The following is a 20,538-nucleotide window of genomic DNA, read 5'->3' as shown; positions in this document are numbered from 1 at the left end:
TATTTTATTGTTTAAATTCATAAAAAAACTATTAAAACATAATACTTAATTTAATTTAAATGAATAGAAGAAAATTTCTTAATATTGTAGGCTGTTGCGGATGTAGTTATATAATCAATTCTTGTGCCTCAGTACCGATAACTGAAAGGAAACAGCTCAACATTATACCAGAAGCAAAACTAAATGCACAAGCGGCACAAATTTACGAAAAAGTAAAAAAGAAGGAAAAATTAATTACTGATGGACGTAATTTAAAAGAAATTAAGGAAATCGGGAAAAAAATGGAATATGCAATCGGTGAATATTTTTATCTAAATAATATAAAAGATCCTACCGTAAATTTTCAATGGGAATACATATTGATAGATAATAAAAAAGTTAAAAATGCTTGGTGTATGCCTGGAGGCAAAATTGCTGTTTATACTGGAATGCTAGAAGTGACTAAAAATACAAATGCATTAGCTGCAGTTATGGGTCATGAAATTGCTCACGCAGTAGCAAAACATTCTGTTGAAAGAGCTAGTCGTAGTGCATTACTTCAAACGGGCACCCAACTCATTGATATATTTTCAGGAGGAAAACTTTCACAAGTAAATAGAGCAACTGGTATGGATACTGTTGGTTTATTAAAACAAATTGGCATTATGAACCCCTTCACAAGAAAACAGGAAACTGAAGCTGATTATCTTGGTCTTATTTTCTCATCTTTATCTGGCTATGATATTAGAGAAACAACAAAATTTTGGGAACGAATGAAGGAAGTAAATAAAGGTAAAGAACCTCCAGTATTTATGAATACTCATCCGTCTTCTCAAAAAAGAATAGAAAATCTTGACGGTTGGATGAATGAAGTTATTTTAGATTATCCACCAATAAAAACATAATGGTGAGCCGTGTTGGACTCGAACCAACGACCCATTCCTTAAAAGGGAATTGCTCTACCAACTGAGCTAACGGCCCAAGATGAAAATCTTATAGTTTTTTTTTTCAAATAATCAATATGTTATAATTACAACTTACCAATGTATTGATTAAAAAACCGGTCAAAAGTTCCATTATTTATGTTAATTTTGATTTTATCCATGAGCTCATGATAAAAGTTTATATTATGAAGAGTTAGAAGCATAGAAGCAAGTATTTCGTTGGTATTGAATAAATGATTTAAGTAATTTTTTGAATATTTATTCAAATTGAACTTTTCACATTTTTCATCAATGGGTTTTGTATCATTCTGGTACTTAGCATTTTTAATATTTATTGGTCCATTCCATGTAAAGGCTAAACCAGTTCTTCCAGATCTAGAGGGTAAAACACAATCAAACATATCTATACCTCTTTTAACTGCTCCAAGGATATCCGAAGGTGTTCCAACACCCATAAGATATCTTGGTTTATCTTCAGGAAGGTGATCTTTTATACCATCTAATACCTTAAACATTTCACTTTGTGTATCTCCAACAGCTAGGCCACCTAGGGCATATCCATCGAACCCAATATTAATTAGATCTTTTAAGGATTTTTTTCTTAAATCATCAAATAAACCACCTTGCACTATTCCAAAAAGACCTTTGTTAGGATTTTTTCCAAAAGAATTTTTTGACCTTAATGCCCATTCAGTAGATAAATCTAGGGAGTTTTGAATAATTTTTCTGTCTGTAGTTTTTTTAGGGCATTCATCCATTACCATAACAATGTCTGAATTAAGTTTTTTTTGAATTCTTATACTTTCTTCAGGGCTAAGAATAAATTGTTTTCCATCAATATGAGAATTAAATATAGCTCCTTTCTCCCTATCAATCTTATTTAACTTTGATAATGACATCACTTGATAACCACCTGAGTCTGTCAAAATTGGTAAAGGCCAATTCATGAATTCATGTAACCCTCCTTGAAGCGCTACTCTTTCTTCACCAGGTCTTATCATTAAATGATATGTATTAGACAAAATTATTTGACTTCCCGCTTTAATAAGATCATCAATAAAAGTAGCTTTAACTGTTGCTTGAGTTCCCACAGGCATAAAAACAGGTGTATCAATGTTACCTCTTGAAGTAATAATTGTTCCTGTCCGGGAAAATTTATCTTTATTTTTTAATTTAAAAGAAAAATTTTTTAGACTCAATTTATAAAGATTTAAAACTAATTATCTTGTCAGGATTTGAAACTGAACCATTTGGCCCATCACCTCTTTTTATCTTATCTACAAATTCCATCCCTTCGATAACTTTGCCAAAAACAGTATATTGTCTGTCAAGATGTGGGGCGTCTTCAAAACAAATAAAAAATTGACTATTAGCACTGTTAGGATCAGAAGATCTTGCCATAGACAAAATGCCTTTTACATGAGGAATATCATTAAATTCAGCTTTTAGATTTGGTAAATCAGAACCTCCTGTACCTGCTCTATTTAAATCAAAATTATCAGAGGATGAATTACCAAATTGAACATCACCTACCTGAGCCATAAACCCATCTATTACTCTATGAAATACTACGTTATCATAAAGGCCTTTATCGGCTAGTTCTTTTATTCTTTTTACATGATTTGGCGCTTTGTCTTCAAATAACTCTATTTTTACATCTCCATCTTTTAATTTAAGTATCATCATATTTTCCTTTGCATTTAAGTTAAAATTAAATATTAAAAAAAAAATTAAAAAAATTACTTTATTCATTAAATTTATACTTTAAAGATTTAATTACTGATTTGGTAGTAAATTTTTTGATGTCTCCATTTAATTCGATAATTTCTTTGACAAATTTAGATGAAATAATTTGGTTTTCTGGGTCTGACATTAAAAAGACGGTTTCAACTAAACTATTTAACTTTTTATTCATCCCAGCTAATTGAAATTCATATTCAAAATCAGAAGTTGCACGGAGACCTCTAATAATAACATTTGATCTCATTTTTTTACAAAAATCGGTAGTTAAAGTTTTAAACGAAGTTACGATTATTTTTTTTTTACTAAATTTCAAGTCTCTAAATAGAGCGTTTTTTATAAGTTGTTCCCTTTCGTTGGCGTCAAAAAGATAGTTTTTTGTATTACCATCAGAAACAGCAACAATCACTTGATCAAATATATTTAAAGATTTTTTAATAAGATCAATATGTCCAAATGTTATTGGGTCAAAAGTTCCAGGGTAAATCGCTTTTTTCATTATATTAAGTTATCATCAATTTTGATTGCTGAAACCACTTTTTCATCACCAGATAACTTAATAATTCTTACACCTTGAGTATTTCTTCCTGCAGTTCTTATTTCTTTAACTGCCACCCTTATTACTCTACCTTTATTAGTAGATATCAATATTTCATCTCCATCAAATACTGGGAAAGAAGACGCAATATTTCCATTCCTAGATGAGTTTACTATACCAATAATTCCTTTTCCGCCTCTATTTGTAGTACGAAATTCCTTGTCATTTGTTCTTTTTCCAAATCCATTCTCAGTTATTGAAAGTATGTATTTACCCTCAGCTTTCCCATTTTTGTCAGATTTTTTGTCAATTTTTTCTACTATTGATAAAGAAACAATCTTATCTTTTTCTCCCAAATTTATTCCTTTAATACCCTTAGAAGATCTACCTTTAAATAATCTTAATTTTTTTGATTCAAATCTAATGCATTTTCCGTTTAAAGAACTAAGCATTATATCTTGATTTTCTTTACAAATTTTAACACCTATTATCTTGTCATCATTATCAAGTTTCATCGCAATTTTACCAGCTGTATTAATATTTAAAAAATCTTCTAAACTATTTTTTCTTATTTTCCCTTTGGCTGTTGCAAAAATAATATTTAAATCTTTAAATTCAGATTTATCTTCAGGTAGAGGCATTATAGAGCTAATTGATTGGTGGTTTTTCAATGGCAAAATATTATATAAAGATTTTCCTCTAGAACTTGCTGAGCCCTCCGGTATTTTCCATGCTTTAAGTTTATAAACCATTCCCTGTGTTGAGAAAAAAAGTACAGATGTGTGTGTATTTACAGATAAAGTTTGTACTACTGAGTCTTCATCTCTAGTTTTAATTCCTGATTTTCCTTTACCACCTCTTTTTTGTTTTTTGACAATATCAAGTGCACCTCTTTTTATATATCCTTGCAGGGTAACAGTTATTAATACAGATTGTTTTTGGATAGTCTCTTCGATATCATAATTAAGGACTGCATCTATTATTTTTGTTCTTCGTTCAACTGAATATTTTTCTTTTATTTCATTTAATTCATTACTAATAACTTTTAATAATTCTTTTCTAGAGTTTATTATCTTTTTAAAGGAAACTATTAAATTAGATAATTTTTTTAACTCAACTTCTATTTCATTAATACCTAAGGCGGTAAGTTTTTGAAGTCTTAATTCTAAAATTGCCTCAACTTGTTTTGAGGAAAGAGAATAACTATTCTTACTTTTTTTATTATCGACTAGTTTTATTAACTTTTGAGAGGATTTGATTTTCCAGGAAGTTTTTAATAGAGAGTTTTTTGCTTGTTCGGGATTTTTTGATGATCGTATAACTTTTATTACTTTATCTATATTTTCAACTGAAACGGATAAGCCAATCAATATGTGAGCTCTATCCTCTGCTTTTTTAAGATCAAATTTTGTCTTTTTAACAACAACATCTTCCCTAAATTTAAGAAAAGACTCTAGAAAATCTTTAAGATTACAATTTTTTGGTTTTCTATCTACTATGGCTAATGTATTGAAACTAAATGAAGACTCCAAAGAAGTATATTTAAAGAGTTGTCTTTTAACTGTTTCGGGTTCTATATTTCTTTTTAAATCTATTGCTACTCTTATACCTTCTCTATTAGATTCGTCTCTTATGTCACTTATCCCCTCTATTTTTTTGTTTCGAATTAGCTCAACAATTTTTTCGTTTAAAACAGATTTGTTGATTTGATAAGGTATTGAATTGATGACTAGTCTCTCTTTGCCATTTTTAAGTTGCTCTATTGAAACATTCCCTCTTATTTTAAAAGATCCTCTACCAGTTTTATATCCGGTTTTAATAATATCTTTACCAATTATTGTTCCGCCTGTTGGAAAGTCAGGTCCTGGTATATGTTTCATTAATTCATTTATTTTAATATCTTTATTTTCTATAAGAGCTAAAGTAGCATTTATAACTTCTGATAAATTATGAGGTGGAATGCTGGTTGCCATTCCAACAGCAATACCTCCAGCACCATTTACAAGTAAATTTGGATATTGAGCAGGCAGAACTTCAGGTTCTTTTTCAGTTTCGTCATAATTACTTTTAAATTCTACAGTATCTTTATCTATATCATCTATTAAATTTTGAGAAATTTTAGCTAATCTGGTTTCTGTGTATCTCATAGCAGCGGGAGGATCACCATCTACTGAACCAAAATTTCCTTGACCATCAATTAATGGTAAACTCATTGAAAAATCTTGAACCATTCTAACTAATGCATCGTACACAGCTTGATCTCCGTGGGGATGATATTTACCAATTACATCACCAACTATTCTTGCAGATTTTCTGAATTGTTTACTCCAGTCAAAACCACCTTTATGCATTGCATAAATAATTCTTCGATGGACTGGTTTCAAACCATCTCTAATGTCTGGTAAAGCACGACTTACAATTACGCTCATCGCGTAAGAAAGATATGATGAACTCATTTCATCATACATGTCAATTGGTTTTATATTATTTTTATTCTCTAAATGCGATTTATCCATAAAGATTAATTAAAAGGGAATATCGTCATCTAAATCATTGTCAGTTGCTTGAGACATCTCATTCTTATTTTGAGGTGCATTTGCAATTGACGTAGAGGAATTATTTCCCCCAAGCATTGTTAGAGATGAATTATATCCTTGTATTAATATTTCTGTAGAATACTTGTCTTGGCCAGACTGTTCATCTTTCCATTTTCTAGTGGTCAATTGACCTTCGACATAAATTTGAGCACCTTTTTTAAGATACTGTTGAACAACATTTACAAGTCCCTCATTAAATACAACCACACGGTGCCACTCGGTTTTTTCCTTTTTCTCACCAGTGTTTTTATCTTTCCAGGATTGGCTAGTAGCGAGACTTAGTCTAGCGACACTTTTTCCATTAACCATCTGTTTTATCTCGGGATCTGCACCTAATCTGCCAATTAAAAGTACTTTATTTAAACTTCCAGCCATATTATTTTATATTAATTATATCACAAAAAAGATTTGATTATTAACTTTATTGAGTTAAAGCAAATAAAAAAATGAACAAAAAGATAGTTATAAAGGGCGCAAAAGAACACAATTTGAGGAATATTTCTGTAGAGATTCCTAAAGATAAATTTGTGGTCATAACAGGTTTGTCAGGCTCTGGAAAATCTTCATTAGCATTCGACACCATCTACGCTGAAGGACAAAGAAGATATGTTGAAAGTCTCTCAGCTTATGCAAGACAATTTTTAGACAAAATGAAAAAACCTAAAGTAGATTTTATTGAAGGATTAAGTCCAGCCATTTCAATTGAACAAAAAAATACATCAAAAAATCCAAGATCTACAGTAGCTACAGTTACAGAAATTTATGATTACATGAGAGTTCTCTACGCAAGGATTGGAACACCCTACTCACCTTTTACAGGTAAAGAAATTAAATCTCAGACAGTTTCTCAAATTGTTGATAAGATTTTAGAGTTACCAAAAAAGTCAACTATTTTCCTATTTGCTCCAATAGTTAGGGGTAGAAAAGGAGAATACAAAAAAGAAATTTTATCATACAAAAAAAGAGGTTTTAGAAAAGTAAAAGTTGACGGCACACTCTATGACATTGATAAAACTCCAGACTTAAATAAAAAATTGAAACATGATATTTATATTTTAGTCGATAGAATTGTAATAAATTCTGATTTAGGGAATAGACTTGCTGAAGGTATAGAAACATCATTAAATTTAGCAAATGGCCTTTTATTTGTTGAGTATCAAAATGAAACATTGCCTGCTAAATTTAGAAAAACAGAAAAATTAACATTTTCTTCAAAATTTGCATGTCCTGAAAGTGGTTTTACAATCGAAGAAATTGAACCAAGATTATTTTCTTTCAATAGTCCTTATGGAGCTTGCGAGGAATGTGAGGGTATAGGTATAAAACTCAACGTTGATCCAAATTTAGTTGTTCCTGATGATAAAAAAAGTATTGCACAAGGTGCTATTCAACCGTGGGCAAAAACAACCACACTTTATTATGCTCAAACATTAACTTCTCTCGCAAAACATTATAAATTTTCTATGGATGAAAAGTGGTCAAAATTACCAAAAAAAATAAAAGATATAATTTTATATGGTTCTGATGATGAAGAGATAAAATTTTCATATGATGATGGGTATGAAAAGTATTCCCATAAAAAAACCTTTGAAGGAGTAGTAAATAACTTAGAACGACGTTATTTAGAGACCGATAGTGATTGGAAAAGAGAAGAGATTTCTCAATATCAATCTGACACAAAATGCGATATTTGCAAAGGTCATCGACTTAAAGATGAGGCGCTTTGTGTAAAAATAGATGATAAACACATAAGTGAAGTAACTGAAAAATCTATAAGTGACGCTAAAGAATGGTTTAATAATTTATCAAAGAAGCTTGATCAAAGAAAACTTAAAATATCAGAACATATTCTAAAAGAAATTAATGAAAGGTTAAATTTTCTTCTAAATGTTGGTCTTGATTACCTAACATTATCAAGAGAGTCGGGAACTTTATCTGGTGGTGAAGCTCAGAGAATTAGACTTGCTTCTCAAATCGGTTCAGGTCTTACAGGAGTTTTATATGTATTAGATGAACCATCAATTGGCTTACATCAAAAGGACAACGTTAAATTAATAAATGCATTAAAAAGATTAAGAGATTTAGGAAACACAGTAATTGTTGTTGAACATGATACTGAAACAATTGAAAATGCAGATCATATTTTAGATCTTGGACCTCAAGCAGGTAGTAAAGGTGGTGAAGTTGTTGCAGAGGGCAATCTTAAAGATATTGTTAAAAATGATAACAGCATTACAGGAAAATATTTATCTTCTAAATATTTTATACCAATTCCAAAAAAAAGGAGATTAGCAAAAAATGGAAGGTTTTTACAAATTAATGGAGCTTCTGGGAATAATTTGAAAAATGTTGATCTCAAAATTCCATTTGGAACTTTTACGTGTGTAACTGGAGTTTCAGGAAGTGGAAAATCTACTTTGGTATTACAAACACTTTATAATGCTCTTAATTTATCTTTGAACAATAACAAATCAAGAAAGATACCAATGCCGTTTAAAGGTTTTAAAGGTATCGAATTGATTGATAAAGTAATTGATATTGATCAATCTCCCATTGGAAGAACTCCAAGATCAAATCCTGCAACCTATACAGGTGCTTTTGGACCAATTAGAGATTGGTTTACTAATTTACCGGAGTCAAAAAGTAGAGGTTATAAACCTGGAAGATTTTCTTTCAATGTTAAAGGTGGAAGATGTGAGGCATGTGAAGGTGATGGTGTAATAACTTATGAAATGCATTTTCTTCCAGATGTTTATGTAACATGTGATGAATGTAAGGGCAGCAGATACAATAGAGAAACACTTGAAATAAAATTTAAAGGAAAAAGCATTGCTGAAGTTTTAGATATGACAGTTGAAGAAGGATGTGATTTCTTTGAAAATATAGCAACTATAAGATCAAAATTATTAACATTAAAAAAAGTTGGTTTAGGCTACATAAAGATTGGTCAACAAGCTACAACCCTCTCCGGTGGTGAAGCTCAAAGAATTAAATTAGCAAAAGAACTTTCAAAAAGATCTACAGGAAGAACAATTTATATTTTGGATGAACCAACAACTGGTTTGCATCAACATGATATTAAAAAATTATTAGAAATATTACACACCTTCGTTGCAACAGGAAATACAGTTGTTGTCATTGAGCACAATTTAGATGTTATTAAAACTGCTGATTACGTCGTCGATATGGGTCCAGATGGCGGTGTTAAAGGTGGACAAGTAATCGCAGAAGGAAAACCTGAAGATATATGCAATACAGAAAAGAGTTATACTGGTAAATTTCTAAAGCCTTTGCTAAACGGAAAATTTAAAAAAATTGCATAATCAATCAAAATTTGTTAAATTACTTTAATGATAAGTATTTTAAGCTCTCTATCTAGAACAATCCACTACTCACTTGCTATATCAGTATTATTGTTCGTAGGTTTATTTTTTCTTAATGGTGGTTTTGATTTTGATTTATTATTTTGGAGCTGGTTATTTAGATACATCCACGTTCTTGTTGGAATAATGTGGATTGGATTATTGTGGTACTTCAATTTTGTTCAAATTCCTAATATGGCTAAAATACCTGATGAACAAAAGCCAGCAATTAGTAAAGTAATTGCACCCTCTGCCCTCTTCTGGTTTAGATGGGCAGCTTTTGCAACGATTGTATCAGGTTTGATATTATCATATCTCAACGGATATTTGCATGATGCAATGACTCTTGGCATAGGATCAGGTGGAGGCAAAAGTACAGCGATTGGAATAGGAATGTGGCTAGGTTTAATTATGGCTTTTAATGTTTGGTTTGTTATATGGCCAAATCAGAAAAAAGCTTTAGGTATGGTTGAAACAGATCCAGAAAGCAAAGCTAAAGCTGCAAAAACAGCAATGGTTTTTTCAAGAACTAATACTTTATTATCTCTACCAATGTTACTATCAATGGTAGCAGCCCAAAACTTATATTAATTATCTTCCTTAAGAACTGTTTTTTGTGAAACTTTAAAGAAAACTAAAAGTGGATTTGCTATGAAAATTGAGGAATAGGTTCCTAAAATAACACCCAGAATCATAGCTAATGAAAAACCTTTCAATATTTCTCCACCAAATAAAAATATAGAAAGTAAAGCTAATAACGTCGTTGAAGAAGTAATTATAGTACGTGATAAAGTCTCGTTTATTGATAAGTTGGTAAGATCAAATATCTTAATATCTGAATATTTTTTAAGGTTTTCCCTTACGCGATCATAAATTACAACAGTGTCATTCATTGAGTAACCAACTATAGTTAAAACAGCTGCCACAATAGACAAGTTTATTTCCAAACTTAAGGCAGAAAAAATTCCAAGAGTAATTATAACATCATGGAATAAAGCAGCTATTGCACCAACGCTAAATTGCCATTCAAAACGTATCCAAATGTAGATTAGCATTGCCATTAAGGATAAGCATATAGCAGTTACTCCAGCTTTTAGTAATTCTGAACTTACTTTAGGTCCTACATTTTCAACTCTTCTGAAAGAAAAATCATAGGTTAATTCTTGAGAAAGATTTCTTTGTAAATTTTCAATAAACTCTGGATCATTAAGTTCGTCTCTTTTAAATTTAACCACAAAATCATTATCGCTACCAAAATTTTTAATTGAAATCTTACCTAAATTCAATTTGTTAAAACTTGATCTTAGGACTTCAATATCAGGTTTTTCGGTCTCCACACGTATTTCAATTAAAGTTCCACCTTTAAAATCAACTCCATAATTCAAACCTTTAAATATTAAAAAGATTAATGAAAGTATTATCAGTGCAATAGAAAATACATTTAATGACTTATAATATTGGTTGAATTTATAATCCTTCTTCATTTTATAATAATTTCCTTATGTTTATTAATTTTTACGTAAATAGACGTAAGTAATCGCGCGATAAAAAAAACTGAAAATAGAGTTGTTAATATTCCAACACATAATGTGATTGAAAATCCTTTGACGGGTCCAGATCCGAAAATAAATAGAATTATTGCAGCTATTATTGTTGTTATGTTTGCATCTAATATTGTAATTTTTGATTTTGAGTATCCATTATCAAAAGCTATTAGATTGTTTTTTTCTTTACTTGTTTCTTCCTTTATTCTTTCAAAAATTAATACATTTGCATCTACTGCCATTCCAACAGTTAAAATTATTCCAGCAATACCAGGAAGAGTAAGAGTTGCTTCTAATAATGTTAAAATACTAATTAGTAAAATCAAATTAATAATTAGCGTAAAATTTGCAATGATACCAAAAATTCTGTATTTTAATGTCATAAACCCGATGACTAATAAAAATCCTATTATGAGTGAAAGTATTCCTGCATTAATAGAATCTTGTCCTAAATCAGGTCCTACTGTTCTTTCTTCGATGATATTTAATGGAGCTGGTAAAGCACCAGACCTTAAAAGTAAAGCTAGGTCAGTTGCAGATTGAAAAGTAAAACCTCCACTTATTTGTCCTGATCCTCCCGCAATTACATCCCTAATTACTGGAGCACTTATTATTTGACCATCAAGAACTATAGCAAGTCGTGTACCTATATTTCTTTTTGTTGCTTGAGCAAATCTTTTAGATCCGACCCTATCAAGTGTAAAACTTACAACTGTTTGATTATTTAAAGAGTCCATACGAGGACTTGCATCAACTAAATTATCTCCACTTATAATAACTCTTTTACTTAATAATAGTTCTTCACCCGTTTCTATTAATTTAAGCTTTTCAGTTCCAAAGGACTCGTTTGAAGTCTTAGATTCAAGTCTAAATGCAAGATCTGCAGTTTTACCTAATAAAGATTTAATTCTATCTGGATTATCAAGGCCTGGGAGCTCAAGCAAAATTCTATCATTACCTCTTTTTAAAATATTTGGCTCATTAGTACCGACCTCATCAACTCTTTTTCGAACGATTTCTATTGCTTGATCTAATGACGCATTTTTGATCAGGATTATTCCATATTTGCTTAGCTCCAAATTAAAAACATCACTATTAATCTTTACATCTAATTGATGAGCTTTGTATTGAAAATAATAAGGATTGATCGTGCTTTCTTTATCATTAAATATTTCTTCAACCTTTTCAACATCATCTTTAGAAACCTTAAGCTTAATTAATTTGTCATCGAGTTTTAAGCTTAAAATCTTAATTTTATTTTTTTTAAAATAGTCTTTAATTTCTAATAATTTTGATTGTAATTTTTGTTTAATTACTGGTTCATTATCTAGCTCTAATAACAAATAAGAACCACCTTGAAGATCTAAACCTAATTTAATTTTTTTTTGTTTATCTAAATCTAAGTCTAAAAAGTTTGATGATGAAACCATCACCATAAAAAGAGTGAATAGTGCTATCAAAGTGATCTTCAGTTTTGAAAAATATAACACTTAAAATTATTTTTTTTGGTCAGTATTATTTATTAGAGCTTGAATACCTGTAGATTTGATAACTTCAACTTTGACATTATCAGTTATAGAAATTTCTGCTTTATCGCCGTCAATAATTCTCTCGACGGTACCTATTATTCCACCAGAGGTAATGACTTTGTCACCTCTTTTTAAGTTTTCAACCATCAACTTATGTTCTTTAACTTTTTTTTGTTGTGGTCTTATTAAGAAAAAATAAAAAATAACAAAAATTAGTATTAAAGGTATTAATTGTGCAAATCCTGATTCAGACATAATAATAGATTGATTTTTATACTATTAGATTAATTAACACAACTCCTAATTCGATGAGATTTTATCAATATTATCCATGTATGGTTTTAATACGTCAGGTATTATAATTGATCCATCTTTGTCTTGATAATTCTCCAGGATCGCAATCATAGTTCTTCCGATTGCAAGTCCACTTCCATTTAATGTACCTATAAAGTTTTTTTCATTTTTTGAATTTTTATATTTGGCTTTCATTCTTCTAGCTTGAAAAGTTCCACATGTTGAACAGCTAGAAATTTCTCTATATTTTTTTTCTGAAGGTACCCATACTTCAATGTCGTAAGTTTTTTGAGCACTGAAACCCATATCTCCAGTACATAGCTCAACAATTCTATAGGGCAGTTTCAATTTATCTAAAATTCCAGATGCACATTTAGTCATTCTTTCTAACTCCTCTTCACAGTTTTGAGGCTCTACTAAGCTTACCAGTTCAACTTTATAAAATTGGTGCTGCCTAATCATTCCTTTTGTATCTTTGCCATAGCTTCCAGCTTCTTTTCTAAAGCAAGGAGTAGATGCTACATATCTTAAGGGTAATTCTTTTATATCAATTGTTTTTTCTCTTGCCATATTAGTTAAAATAACTTCTGCAGTTGGGATTAAAAATTTTCTATTGTTATCATCAATTTTTATTTCAAATTGATCAGACTCAAATTTAGGAAGTTGTCCAGTACCAAACATAGTATCAAAATTAGCGAGTAACGGTGGAGATATCTCCTCATACCCATTTTCTTTTGTATGAACATCAATCATAAAATTTGATAAAGCTCTTTCTAATTTTGCAAGTTTGTTTTTTACAAATACAAATCTTGATCCTGAAGTCTTTGTGGCAAGATCAAAATCAAGCATATTAAGATTTTCACCTACTTCATAGTGAGACTTAATCTTAAATTCACTTTCTTTTATAGAACCTTTTTTTTCTACTTCTTTATTTGAAGATTCGTCCTTACCCTCTGGTACACTTGATAATGGTGTATTAGGTATAGATGATAATAGATCATTTAATTTTTGGCTCATTGACAGTTGCTTTGATTGAAGAGTGTTTATTTTGTCAGTAAGTTCTTTAGATTTTTTAAATAAAGATTTATCCTTACTTTTTGAAATAGATTTTTTTTCAGATTCTAATTTCTCTTTTTCTTGAATTAAAGACCTATTTTCTTTATCTAATTCTAAAATTTCATCAAACTTTACATCGACATTTCTTTTTTTTATTTGATTTGAAAATTCTTTTAAATTTTCTCTAATTTCTTTTATATCATGCATTTTCTTCTACTTTTTTTTCAATCATTCTTACCGAAATTATAGATAATTCATATAAAATTAATAATGGAATCGCCAAACCAATTTGTGTGATTGGATCAGGTGGAGTAAGTATTGCGGCAGCTGTAAAAATAATAATTACAACATACTTTCTTCTTGTTTTAAGGAACTCAGAGTCTACAAAACCAACTCTTGCTAATAATGACAACACAACAGGTAATTGAAAACTTAATCCAAAAGCAAAAATTAATTTCATTACTAATGAAAGATATTCATTCACTTTAGCTTCAAGTTGTATTGGTAATGATGTGGTTATACCAGTACTTTCAAATGATAAGAAAAATTTAATCGCTAAAGGCATAATTAAATAATAAACCAGCATTCCACCTAAAAGAAATAAGATTGGAGTTACAACCAAATACGGCATGATTGCAGACTTTTCATGTTCATATAAACCTGGAGCTATAAATTTCCAAATTTGAATTAATATAAAAGGACTAGTAAAAAAGAATGCAGTAAAAAAAGATACTTTTATGTAGGTTAAAAAAGTTTCTTGTAATGCAGTAAAGATTAATCTTCTTTGAATTTCACTATTTTTTACGGCTTCAGCATAAGGAGCTACAAGAAAATTATATATTTCTTCAGAAAAAATATAACAAATGACAAATAAAACTAATAAGCAAACAAAAGATTGAATTAATCTTTTTCTTAATTCAGTCAAATGACTAATAAAACCTTCGTCTTTATTTTGACTCATCTTTCTTTAGATCTTCCTTTTTATCTTTGTTTTCTTTATTCTCGTAATCAAGAGTATTTTCCTCAAGATTGGAAACTTCTGATTGAACAGCACTAATATATCTTTTGATTGAACCGAACCAACTTCCAATTTTTTTTAAAACGATTGGAAAATCTTTTGGACCGATTATAACTACTGCTAGACCAATTATTAACAGTAATTCAAACCAGCCAATTTGTGGCATTGATTATTCTTTATTATTTGGATCTTGATTATTAGTCTGATCGTTATTCTCAGTGATGTTTTTTGCCTGATCCTCAGTTGGATCCTGTGCCATACCTTTTTTAAAACTTTTTATACCTTTGGCTACATCACCCATAAGACTTGAGATTTTACCTCTGCCGAATAGTAAGACTACTAGTATAACAACTATTGCAATTTGCCAAAAACCTATACTCATAAGTTATTTATAGCTCGTTTATTAATCATTTAAAAGTAATAATTTACTTATCATCGTTTTCTTTATCTAACGTACTGCTTAGCATATCGTCTATTTTAGTATAAATGTTTTCTTTCTTTTCATCCTGTTTCTCTTGATAAAATTTACCTGTTCCAAAAATCGCAGAATCAATATTTGAGCTGTCGATTAGACCCGCGGAACTTAGCTCCTCTATTGTAGGCAGATCAGACAATTTCTTTATATTGAAGTGGCTTAAGAATTCATCTGTTGTACCATATTGAATTGGTTTGCCTGGCACATCCTTTCTTCCCATTGGTTTTACCCAGTTTAATTCCATTAAAATATCTAAAGTATTTACACCAAAGGCAACCCCACGTATTTCTTCGATCTCTGCTCTAGTAACTGGTTGGTGATAAACAATAATAGATAAAGTTTCTATAGACGCTTTAGATAATTTTTTTTCAACTTTTTTTTGTTGAGTCATTAATGAAGATAAGTTTGATGAAGTTCTAAAAGACCATTTATTAGAAATACAAACTAGATTGAAACCACGGTTTTCATAAATTTTCTCTAGTTTTTTAAGAATTTTTTTTACATCAACTTTTTTATTTAATCTTGCTTCAATACTTTCAATTTCAAGCGGTTCTGAAGCTGCAAACAGGATTGCTTCAACTTCTCTTTCACCATTTGTTAAACTATTTGGAAAATTTATTATGTTGTTATTTTTTTTTTCGTTTTTCATGATTTTTTAATAAATATGTCATCAAATATTTTCTCTTGTTTAATCTGTAGATTTCCTTCTTTAACTAGCTCTAAAGAACCAGCAAAAAGACCGGCTATGCCAGTTTTTTTCTGATCTTTAGATTTCATAAAATTCTCTGGATATAGTGCATTTATATTTTTCCAGTCATTTAAGTTATTAAGAAATCTTTTAATTCTGTTTATTCCATCTTCTGTAGTAAAAACTGGAAGTTTTGGAATATTAATTTTTTGGAAATCCTTCTGCATATAAATAGTCGAATAAGATTTAAGTAAGTCATATAAATTTACCGAGTATTTTTCACTATATATAGATTTAATTTTACCTTTAATACCTCTCATAAAGATGTCCCTTCCTAATCTTTTTTTCTTAAGCATTTGATCTGAAAGTAGTCTGATTAATTCTAACTTTTTTAATTGTAGTTTTAATTTTTCTGCTACTTCATCAACTTTAAATTCATCTTCTTCTGTTTGTGGTAATAAAAGTTTTGATTTCAAATAAGCTAACCATGAAGCCATAACTAGATATTCTGAGGCAATATCTAAATTTAATTTTTCTGCTTTTGAAATATATTCAAGAAATTGATCTGCTAGTTTTGTTATTGATATATCTTCAATTTTTACTTTTTGAGATTTGGCTAAATCCAACAGTAGATCAAGTGGACCGCTAAACTGATTTAGGTTTACGTTAAATGCATTACTTTGATTAATCATTTCCTACTAATCTATAATATTTTAAAGTCTTTTCGATTATAAATTTATTTAATTTTTTTGAATTTTCAGCAACTTTGGTCATTTCTTTGATTTTTCCGTTACAATGAAGAACTAAATCACAACCTGCAGTAAATGCTTTAATAGTATTTAAAGTAATATTAAATTTTAATGCTTTCATCGAAATATCATCACTAATTATTAAATTCTTAAAATTTATTTTTTTTTTAATAATACCAATAATCTTGGATGAATGGGTTGCAGGATTATTGGCATCAATTTTCCTAAATAGAATATGAGCTGTCATGGCAAATAATGAGTTTTTATTTTTAAAAGTTTTAAAATCATTCTTCATTAAATATTCATAAGTCTTATCTACAATAGGTAATTTTAAGTGGCTGTCTGATTTTGCTAATCCATGACCAGGAATATGTTTTATTACAGTTGCAATACGCGCTTCTTTAAAATGCTCTATTGTTTTTTCACCAATTTTATTAATTACATTTATGTCTTTCGAAATTGCTCTAGTGCCAATTACCTTTGATGTAAATGGTCTAGGAATATCCAAAACAGGTACAGTGTTGATGGTAATCCCCATATATCTTAACAAATGACTAATTTGTTTGATGTAAGTTCTTAGATAAAGCAAAGATTTTGTTTTATCTTTTTTATAATTGTCACCAAAGTATTTTGCAGGAAAATGACTATTGTCAATTATAGATCTAATTCTAGTTACCATGCCACCCTCTTCATCTATTAAAATTGGATATTTTGGATCTTTAAAAATTTTTTTTATATCATTGGTGAGTTTTTTAGTCTGATCAACAGATTTGATATTTCTTGCAAATAAAATCACACCCCAAGGTTTATATTTTCTCAAAAAAAGTCTTTCTTTATTTGTTATTTTAATTGAGCTTAATCCAACTATAAAAGCTCTTCTTGATTTAAGATTATTCATTTAAAAGTTTCCAGAATGAAAAAGGTTTCGTCTTTTCGTTTTTATCATCAACGTAAGTAATTATATCTTGAGTGTCATTTTTTAGTATAGGTATATTTTGATCATCTATACTTAAGTTATTGTTGATTTCGGTGACAGTTCTATAGTATTTTTTCTTATGTTCATCCGATAAATAGTATTTAATTGTTAGGAAAAAAAATATTAAGATAAAAAATATAATTAGCACATATCTTAATTCTTTTATCATTACATATTTTCCGGTGTATCGACTCCGATAATTTCCATTCCATTTTTTATCACTAATAGAATACAATTTAACAAAACTGCTTTATTCGTATCAATTTTCTTGTCCTTATCTAAAAATCTGAAATCTTCACTATCTCTTCCCATATTCCAGTATGAATGAAAAATAGATGCTAATTGATACAAGTATGTGGTCAGTCGGTGTGGTTCTAATTTATTTATAGAAGTTTCTATACATTTTGGCCATTCTGAAAGTTTTCTTATAATCTTAATTTCTTCATCGTTAAATTCAAAATTTTTATCTAAATTTTTATAATCGTTATTAATTGGTGTTTTTGAATTTGAAAAAATTGAACAAATTCTAGCATAAGAATATTGAACATAATACAAAGGATTGTCTTTAGATTTAAGTTTGACTTTTTCAAAGTCAAATTCTAATTCAACATCACTCACTCTACTTAACATAATAAATCTAGCCGCATCTTTTCCTACTTCATTTATTAAATCTTCAAGAGTAATATAATCACCTTTCCTCTTTGACATTTTAAATGGTTTATTATCTTTAATAAGTTTTACTAATTGAGTTACTTTACATTCAATTTTTTGCTTACTTTTTGATAAAGCATCTACAACAGAACTTATTCTTTTAATGTAACCGGCATGATCGGCTCCAAGAATATTTATGAGTATATCAAAATTTCTACTGATCTTATTGTTATGGTATGCAAGATCTCCAGCGAAGTATGTCCAACTATCATCACCTTTTTTTAAAGCTCTATCTTTATCATCACCAAATTCTGTTGATCTAAATAATAATTGATTTCTAGTTTCAGAAATTTTTTTCTTCTCTCCTTGAGGTGCCTCAATTTTTCCTTCAAAAACTAAATTTTGCTCTTTTAGTTTTTTTAAAGCCTTTTCAACTTCTTTATTTCCAATTATACTTTTTTCACTTACAAAATTATCATGAACAATACCTATCTTCTTTAAATTAGACTTAATAATTAAAAGAGAATTTTCAATACAAAGTTTCTGTAATTCTTCAAATATTGGTTCCAACTCATCAAATTTATCAATTTTAGAATTTGATATAATATTTTGAGCAATTTCTTTTATGTATTCACCAGGATAAAGATTTTCATCATCAGGAAATTTTTTTTTGTGTTTTAATTCTAAAATTCTGTAAAAGACCGAGTGAGTAAAGTTTGTTATCTGATTTCCGTGATCATTTATGTAATATTCTTTTGTAACATTATGATTATTAAATTTTAGTAAATTTGAAAGGACATCACCGAATACGGCTCCTCTACAGTGGCCTACATGTAATGGTCCGGTTGGATTAGCTGAAACGAATTCAACTAAATATTTTCTAGTTTTTTCATTCTTATTTGATCCATATTCTTTTAATTGGACAATTTTTTCTAAAAAGGAGTTCCAAAATTTCTTTTTAAATTTTAAATTTACAAAACCAGGATTTACAATTTCAAAGTTTTCTAAATTATCGTCTTTACTTAAAAGTTTTGATACATAATTTTCATATATATCTTTTGGTTTACTTTTATTAATACCTGACAAAACCATACAAACGTTTGTTGAAATATCTGCATCAAACTTATCAGGTGGAACCTCCACACTGATACTATTAGTTTTTTCTGGGATTTTAATTGCTCCTTTTTTTTCAAATTCTTTAAGGCCTGTTAATAAAGAGCTGTGATAATAATCAAATATATTCATCTATTTTAATTCTTCGTATAAATTTATTGCATAACGATCTGTCATTCCGGATATAAAGTCTGCAACTGATCTAGATTTATTCTGATCAAAATTTTGTATAGAAAAATTATTATTTGTATTACTGTAAAGCTTTTTAAACAAAAAATTTACAATTTTTTTTCCTTCATCATTTCTTTTTTGAACATCTTTATGATCATACATATTTTTTCTTAAGAAACTTCTTATGTCGAAATCAATATCTTTGAGTTTACCTGAAAATTCGACCGTCTTTTGCTTATTATCAAATACATTTTTGAGCTTTTTAATCTTATTTTTTTTTATATTCTGAATAGTGTTATTTATTATATCTTTTACCATAAGGTCTATAGAGTCTCTGATTATTTGATGTATCAAAACTTGTAATTCTATCTTTTTTTTATTTTTGTATTTTTTATATATATCTTTAAAGAAATTGATTTCCAATAATTCTTCTAATGTGAATAAGCCTGCTTTTAGACCGTCTTGTATGTCATGATTGTTGTAAGCAATATCATCTGCGATATTTGAAATCTGTGATTCTAAACATGAAAATTTATTTAATTTAAACTTATTTTTTAACGATTTTATTCCAATAATAGTTTCTAATTTAGATAAGTCTTTGATTGGTCCATTATGTTTTATTAGACCATCTAAAGTCTCAAAAGATAAATTTAAACCATCAAAATCAATATATTTTTTTTCTATAAACATTACTATTCTTAGGGTTTGTAAGTTATGATCAAAACCTCCATGGTTACTCATACAATCATTTAAAACTTCCTCCCCTGCATGACCAAAAGGGGTGTGGCCTAGATCGTGTGCTAAACTTAATGTTTCAGCCAAATCATCATTAAGATTTAAGTATTTAGATATTGATCTTGCGATTTGAGCTACTTCTAAGGAGTGTGTCATTCTTGTTCTATAATGGTCACCGTCAGTATTTACAAAAACTTGGGTTTTGTGCTTTAACCTTCTAAATGAAGCGCTATGTATGATTCTGTCTCTATCTCTTTGAAATGGGCTTCTATATTTACTTGTTTTATCTTTGAAAAATCTTCCCTTACTTTTAAAAACACCTAATTTTTTGAAATTATTCATACTTTAAAAAAGAAAATATATTATTATATTAGTAATA

21 protein-coding genes and 1 tRNA gene are annotated in these 20,538 nt (G+C 29.0%); 3 read left to right on the top strand and 19 right to left on the bottom strand.

The window, feature by feature from the left end; all coding sequences use genetic code 11:
- The first annotated feature begins 59 nt into the window (after positions 1-59).
- On the top strand, positions 60-884 hold the full coding sequence (locus AMN84_RS04235; RefSeq protein ID WP_075483700.1) for a M48 family metallopeptidase: 825 nt from the start codon (positions 60-62) through the stop codon (positions 882-884).
- Here the strand turns inward: AMN84_RS04235 and AMN84_RS04230 are convergent.
- From AMN84_RS04230 to ssb, 6 genes are all read right to left on the bottom strand, one after another.
- Positions 885-960, bottom strand: a tRNA-Lys gene (locus AMN84_RS04230). It lies immediately after the preceding gene.
- A 49-nt stretch (positions 961-1,009) separates the two neighbouring features.
- Positions 1,010-2,122 carry a tRNA guanosine(34) transglycosylase Tgt gene (gene tgt, locus AMN84_RS04225; protein WP_075483698.1) on the bottom strand — a complete coding sequence of 371 codons (1,113 nt, stop codon included), beginning with the start codon at positions 2,120-2,122 and terminating at the stop codon, positions 1,010-1,012.
- Position 2,123: 1 nt separating this feature from the next.
- A complete protein-coding gene (locus tag AMN84_RS04220) occupies positions 2,124-2,675 on the bottom strand; it encodes a peptidylprolyl isomerase (protein ID WP_075483696.1) in 552 nt (183 codons plus the stop codon).
- Positions 2,668-3,162 (bottom strand): pantetheine-phosphate adenylyltransferase, encoded by a 495-nt coding sequence (coaD, locus tag AMN84_RS04215; RefSeq protein WP_075483694.1) that lies wholly within the window; start codon positions 3,160-3,162, stop codon positions 2,668-2,670. The genes AMN84_RS04220 and coaD overlap by 8 nt, the downstream gene beginning before the upstream one ends.
- Positions 3,162-5,717: a DNA gyrase subunit A gene (gene gyrA, locus AMN84_RS04210; RefSeq protein ID WP_075483692.1), complete on the bottom strand. Its 2,556-nt coding sequence runs from the start codon at positions 5,715-5,717 to the stop codon at positions 3,162-3,164. Before gyrA ends, coaD begins: the two co-directional genes overlap by 1 nt.
- 9 nt (positions 5,718-5,726) lie before the next feature.
- On the bottom strand, positions 5,727-6,173 hold the full coding sequence (gene ssb, locus AMN84_RS04205; protein WP_075483690.1) for a single-stranded DNA-binding protein: 447 nt from the start codon (positions 6,171-6,173) through the stop codon (positions 5,727-5,729).
- 71 nt (positions 6,174-6,244) lie between these two features.
- On the opposite strand from ssb, the gene uvrA reads away from it, so the two are divergent.
- Together uvrA and AMN84_RS04195 are read left to right on the top strand one after the other, a co-directional pair.
- Positions 6,245-9,121, top strand: coding sequence for an excinuclease ABC subunit UvrA (uvrA, locus tag AMN84_RS04200; RefSeq protein ID WP_075483688.1), 2,877 nt, complete (start codon positions 6,245-6,247; stop codon positions 9,119-9,121).
- Between the two features lie 27 nt (positions 9,122-9,148).
- The gene (locus AMN84_RS04195; protein ID WP_075483686.1) at positions 9,149-9,751 is read left to right on the top strand and encodes a urate hydroxylase PuuD; all 603 of its coding nucleotides are present in this window, start codon (positions 9,149-9,151) and stop codon (positions 9,749-9,751) included.
- Here AMN84_RS04195 and secF read toward each other — a convergent pair.
- The 13 genes from secF to AMN84_RS04130 are packed head-to-tail and all read right to left on the bottom strand — an operon-like array spanning position 9,748 to position 20,501.
- Complete coding sequence (secF, locus tag AMN84_RS04190) at positions 9,748-10,644, bottom strand: protein translocase subunit SecF (protein WP_075483678.1); 897 nt, start codon at positions 10,642-10,644, stop codon at positions 9,748-9,750. The genes AMN84_RS04195 and secF overlap by 4 nt on opposite strands.
- Positions 10,641-12,194: a protein translocase subunit SecD gene (secD, locus tag AMN84_RS04185; RefSeq protein WP_075483676.1), complete on the bottom strand. Its 1,554-nt coding sequence runs from the start codon at positions 12,192-12,194 to the stop codon at positions 10,641-10,643. Before secD ends, secF begins: the two co-directional genes overlap by 4 nt.
- Before the next feature lie 6 nt (positions 12,195-12,200).
- Positions 12,201-12,488 (bottom strand): preprotein translocase subunit YajC, encoded by a 288-nt coding sequence (gene yajC / locus AMN84_RS04180; RefSeq protein ID WP_075483674.1) that lies wholly within the window; start codon positions 12,486-12,488, stop codon positions 12,201-12,203.
- A 45-nt stretch (positions 12,489-12,533) separates the two neighbouring features.
- Positions 12,534-13,790: a serine--tRNA ligase gene (gene serS, locus AMN84_RS04175; protein WP_075483671.1), complete on the bottom strand. Its 1,257-nt coding sequence runs from the start codon at positions 13,788-13,790 to the stop codon at positions 12,534-12,536.
- Complete coding sequence (gene tatC, locus AMN84_RS04170) at positions 13,783-14,544, bottom strand: twin-arginine translocase subunit TatC (protein WP_075483669.1); 762 nt, start codon at positions 14,542-14,544, stop codon at positions 13,783-13,785. The genes serS and tatC overlap by 8 nt, the downstream gene beginning before the upstream one ends.
- Positions 14,531-14,767 carry a twin-arginine translocase TatA/TatE family subunit gene (locus AMN84_RS04165; RefSeq protein ID WP_075483667.1) on the bottom strand — a complete coding sequence of 79 codons (237 nt, stop codon included), beginning with the start codon at positions 14,765-14,767 and terminating at the stop codon, positions 14,531-14,533. The genes tatC and AMN84_RS04165 overlap by 14 nt, the downstream gene beginning before the upstream one ends.
- A gap of 3 nt (positions 14,768-14,770) precedes the next feature.
- Entirely contained in the window at positions 14,771-14,983 is a 213-nt protein-coding gene (gene tatA / locus AMN84_RS04160) for a twin-arginine translocase TatA/TatE family subunit (protein ID WP_075483665.1), read from the bottom strand.
- A 43-nt stretch (positions 14,984-15,026) separates the two neighbouring features.
- Positions 15,027-15,725 (bottom strand): SMC-Scp complex subunit ScpB, encoded by a 699-nt coding sequence (gene scpB, locus AMN84_RS04155; protein ID WP_075483654.1) that lies wholly within the window; start codon positions 15,723-15,725, stop codon positions 15,027-15,029.
- On the bottom strand, positions 15,722-16,456 hold the full coding sequence (locus tag AMN84_RS04150; protein ID WP_075483652.1) for a segregation and condensation protein A: 735 nt from the start codon (positions 16,454-16,456) through the stop codon (positions 15,722-15,724). The genes scpB and AMN84_RS04150 overlap by 4 nt, the downstream gene beginning before the upstream one ends.
- The gene (locus AMN84_RS04145; RefSeq protein ID WP_075483649.1) at positions 16,449-17,411 is read right to left on the bottom strand and encodes a glycoside hydrolase family 3 N-terminal domain-containing protein; all 963 of its coding nucleotides are present in this window, start codon (positions 17,409-17,411) and stop codon (positions 16,449-16,451) included. The genes AMN84_RS04150 and AMN84_RS04145 overlap by 8 nt, the downstream gene beginning before the upstream one ends.
- Positions 17,404-17,658 carry a hypothetical protein gene (locus AMN84_RS04140; protein ID WP_075483647.1) on the bottom strand — a complete coding sequence of 85 codons (255 nt, stop codon included), beginning with the start codon at positions 17,656-17,658 and terminating at the stop codon, positions 17,404-17,406. Before AMN84_RS04140 ends, AMN84_RS04145 begins: the two co-directional genes overlap by 8 nt.
- Positions 17,658-19,385, bottom strand: a complete 1,728-nt coding sequence (gene argS / locus AMN84_RS04135; protein ID WP_075483645.1) for an arginine--tRNA ligase — start codon at positions 19,383-19,385, stop codon at positions 17,658-17,660. Before argS ends, AMN84_RS04140 begins: the two co-directional genes overlap by 1 nt.
- Entirely contained in the window at positions 19,386-20,501 is a 1,116-nt protein-coding gene (locus tag AMN84_RS04130) for a deoxyguanosinetriphosphate triphosphohydrolase (RefSeq protein WP_075483643.1), read from the bottom strand.
- Between the last annotated feature and the right edge of the window lie 37 nt (positions 20,502-20,538).

This window comes from Candidatus Pelagibacter communis (assembly GCF_001180105.1).
In the GTDB taxonomy this organism is placed as follows: domain Bacteria; phylum Pseudomonadota; class Alphaproteobacteria; order Pelagibacterales; family Pelagibacteraceae; genus Pelagibacter; species Pelagibacter ubique_K.
The sequence above is the reverse complement of the archived record's forward strand: the minus strand, read 5'-3'. Positions and strand labels throughout refer to the sequence as shown.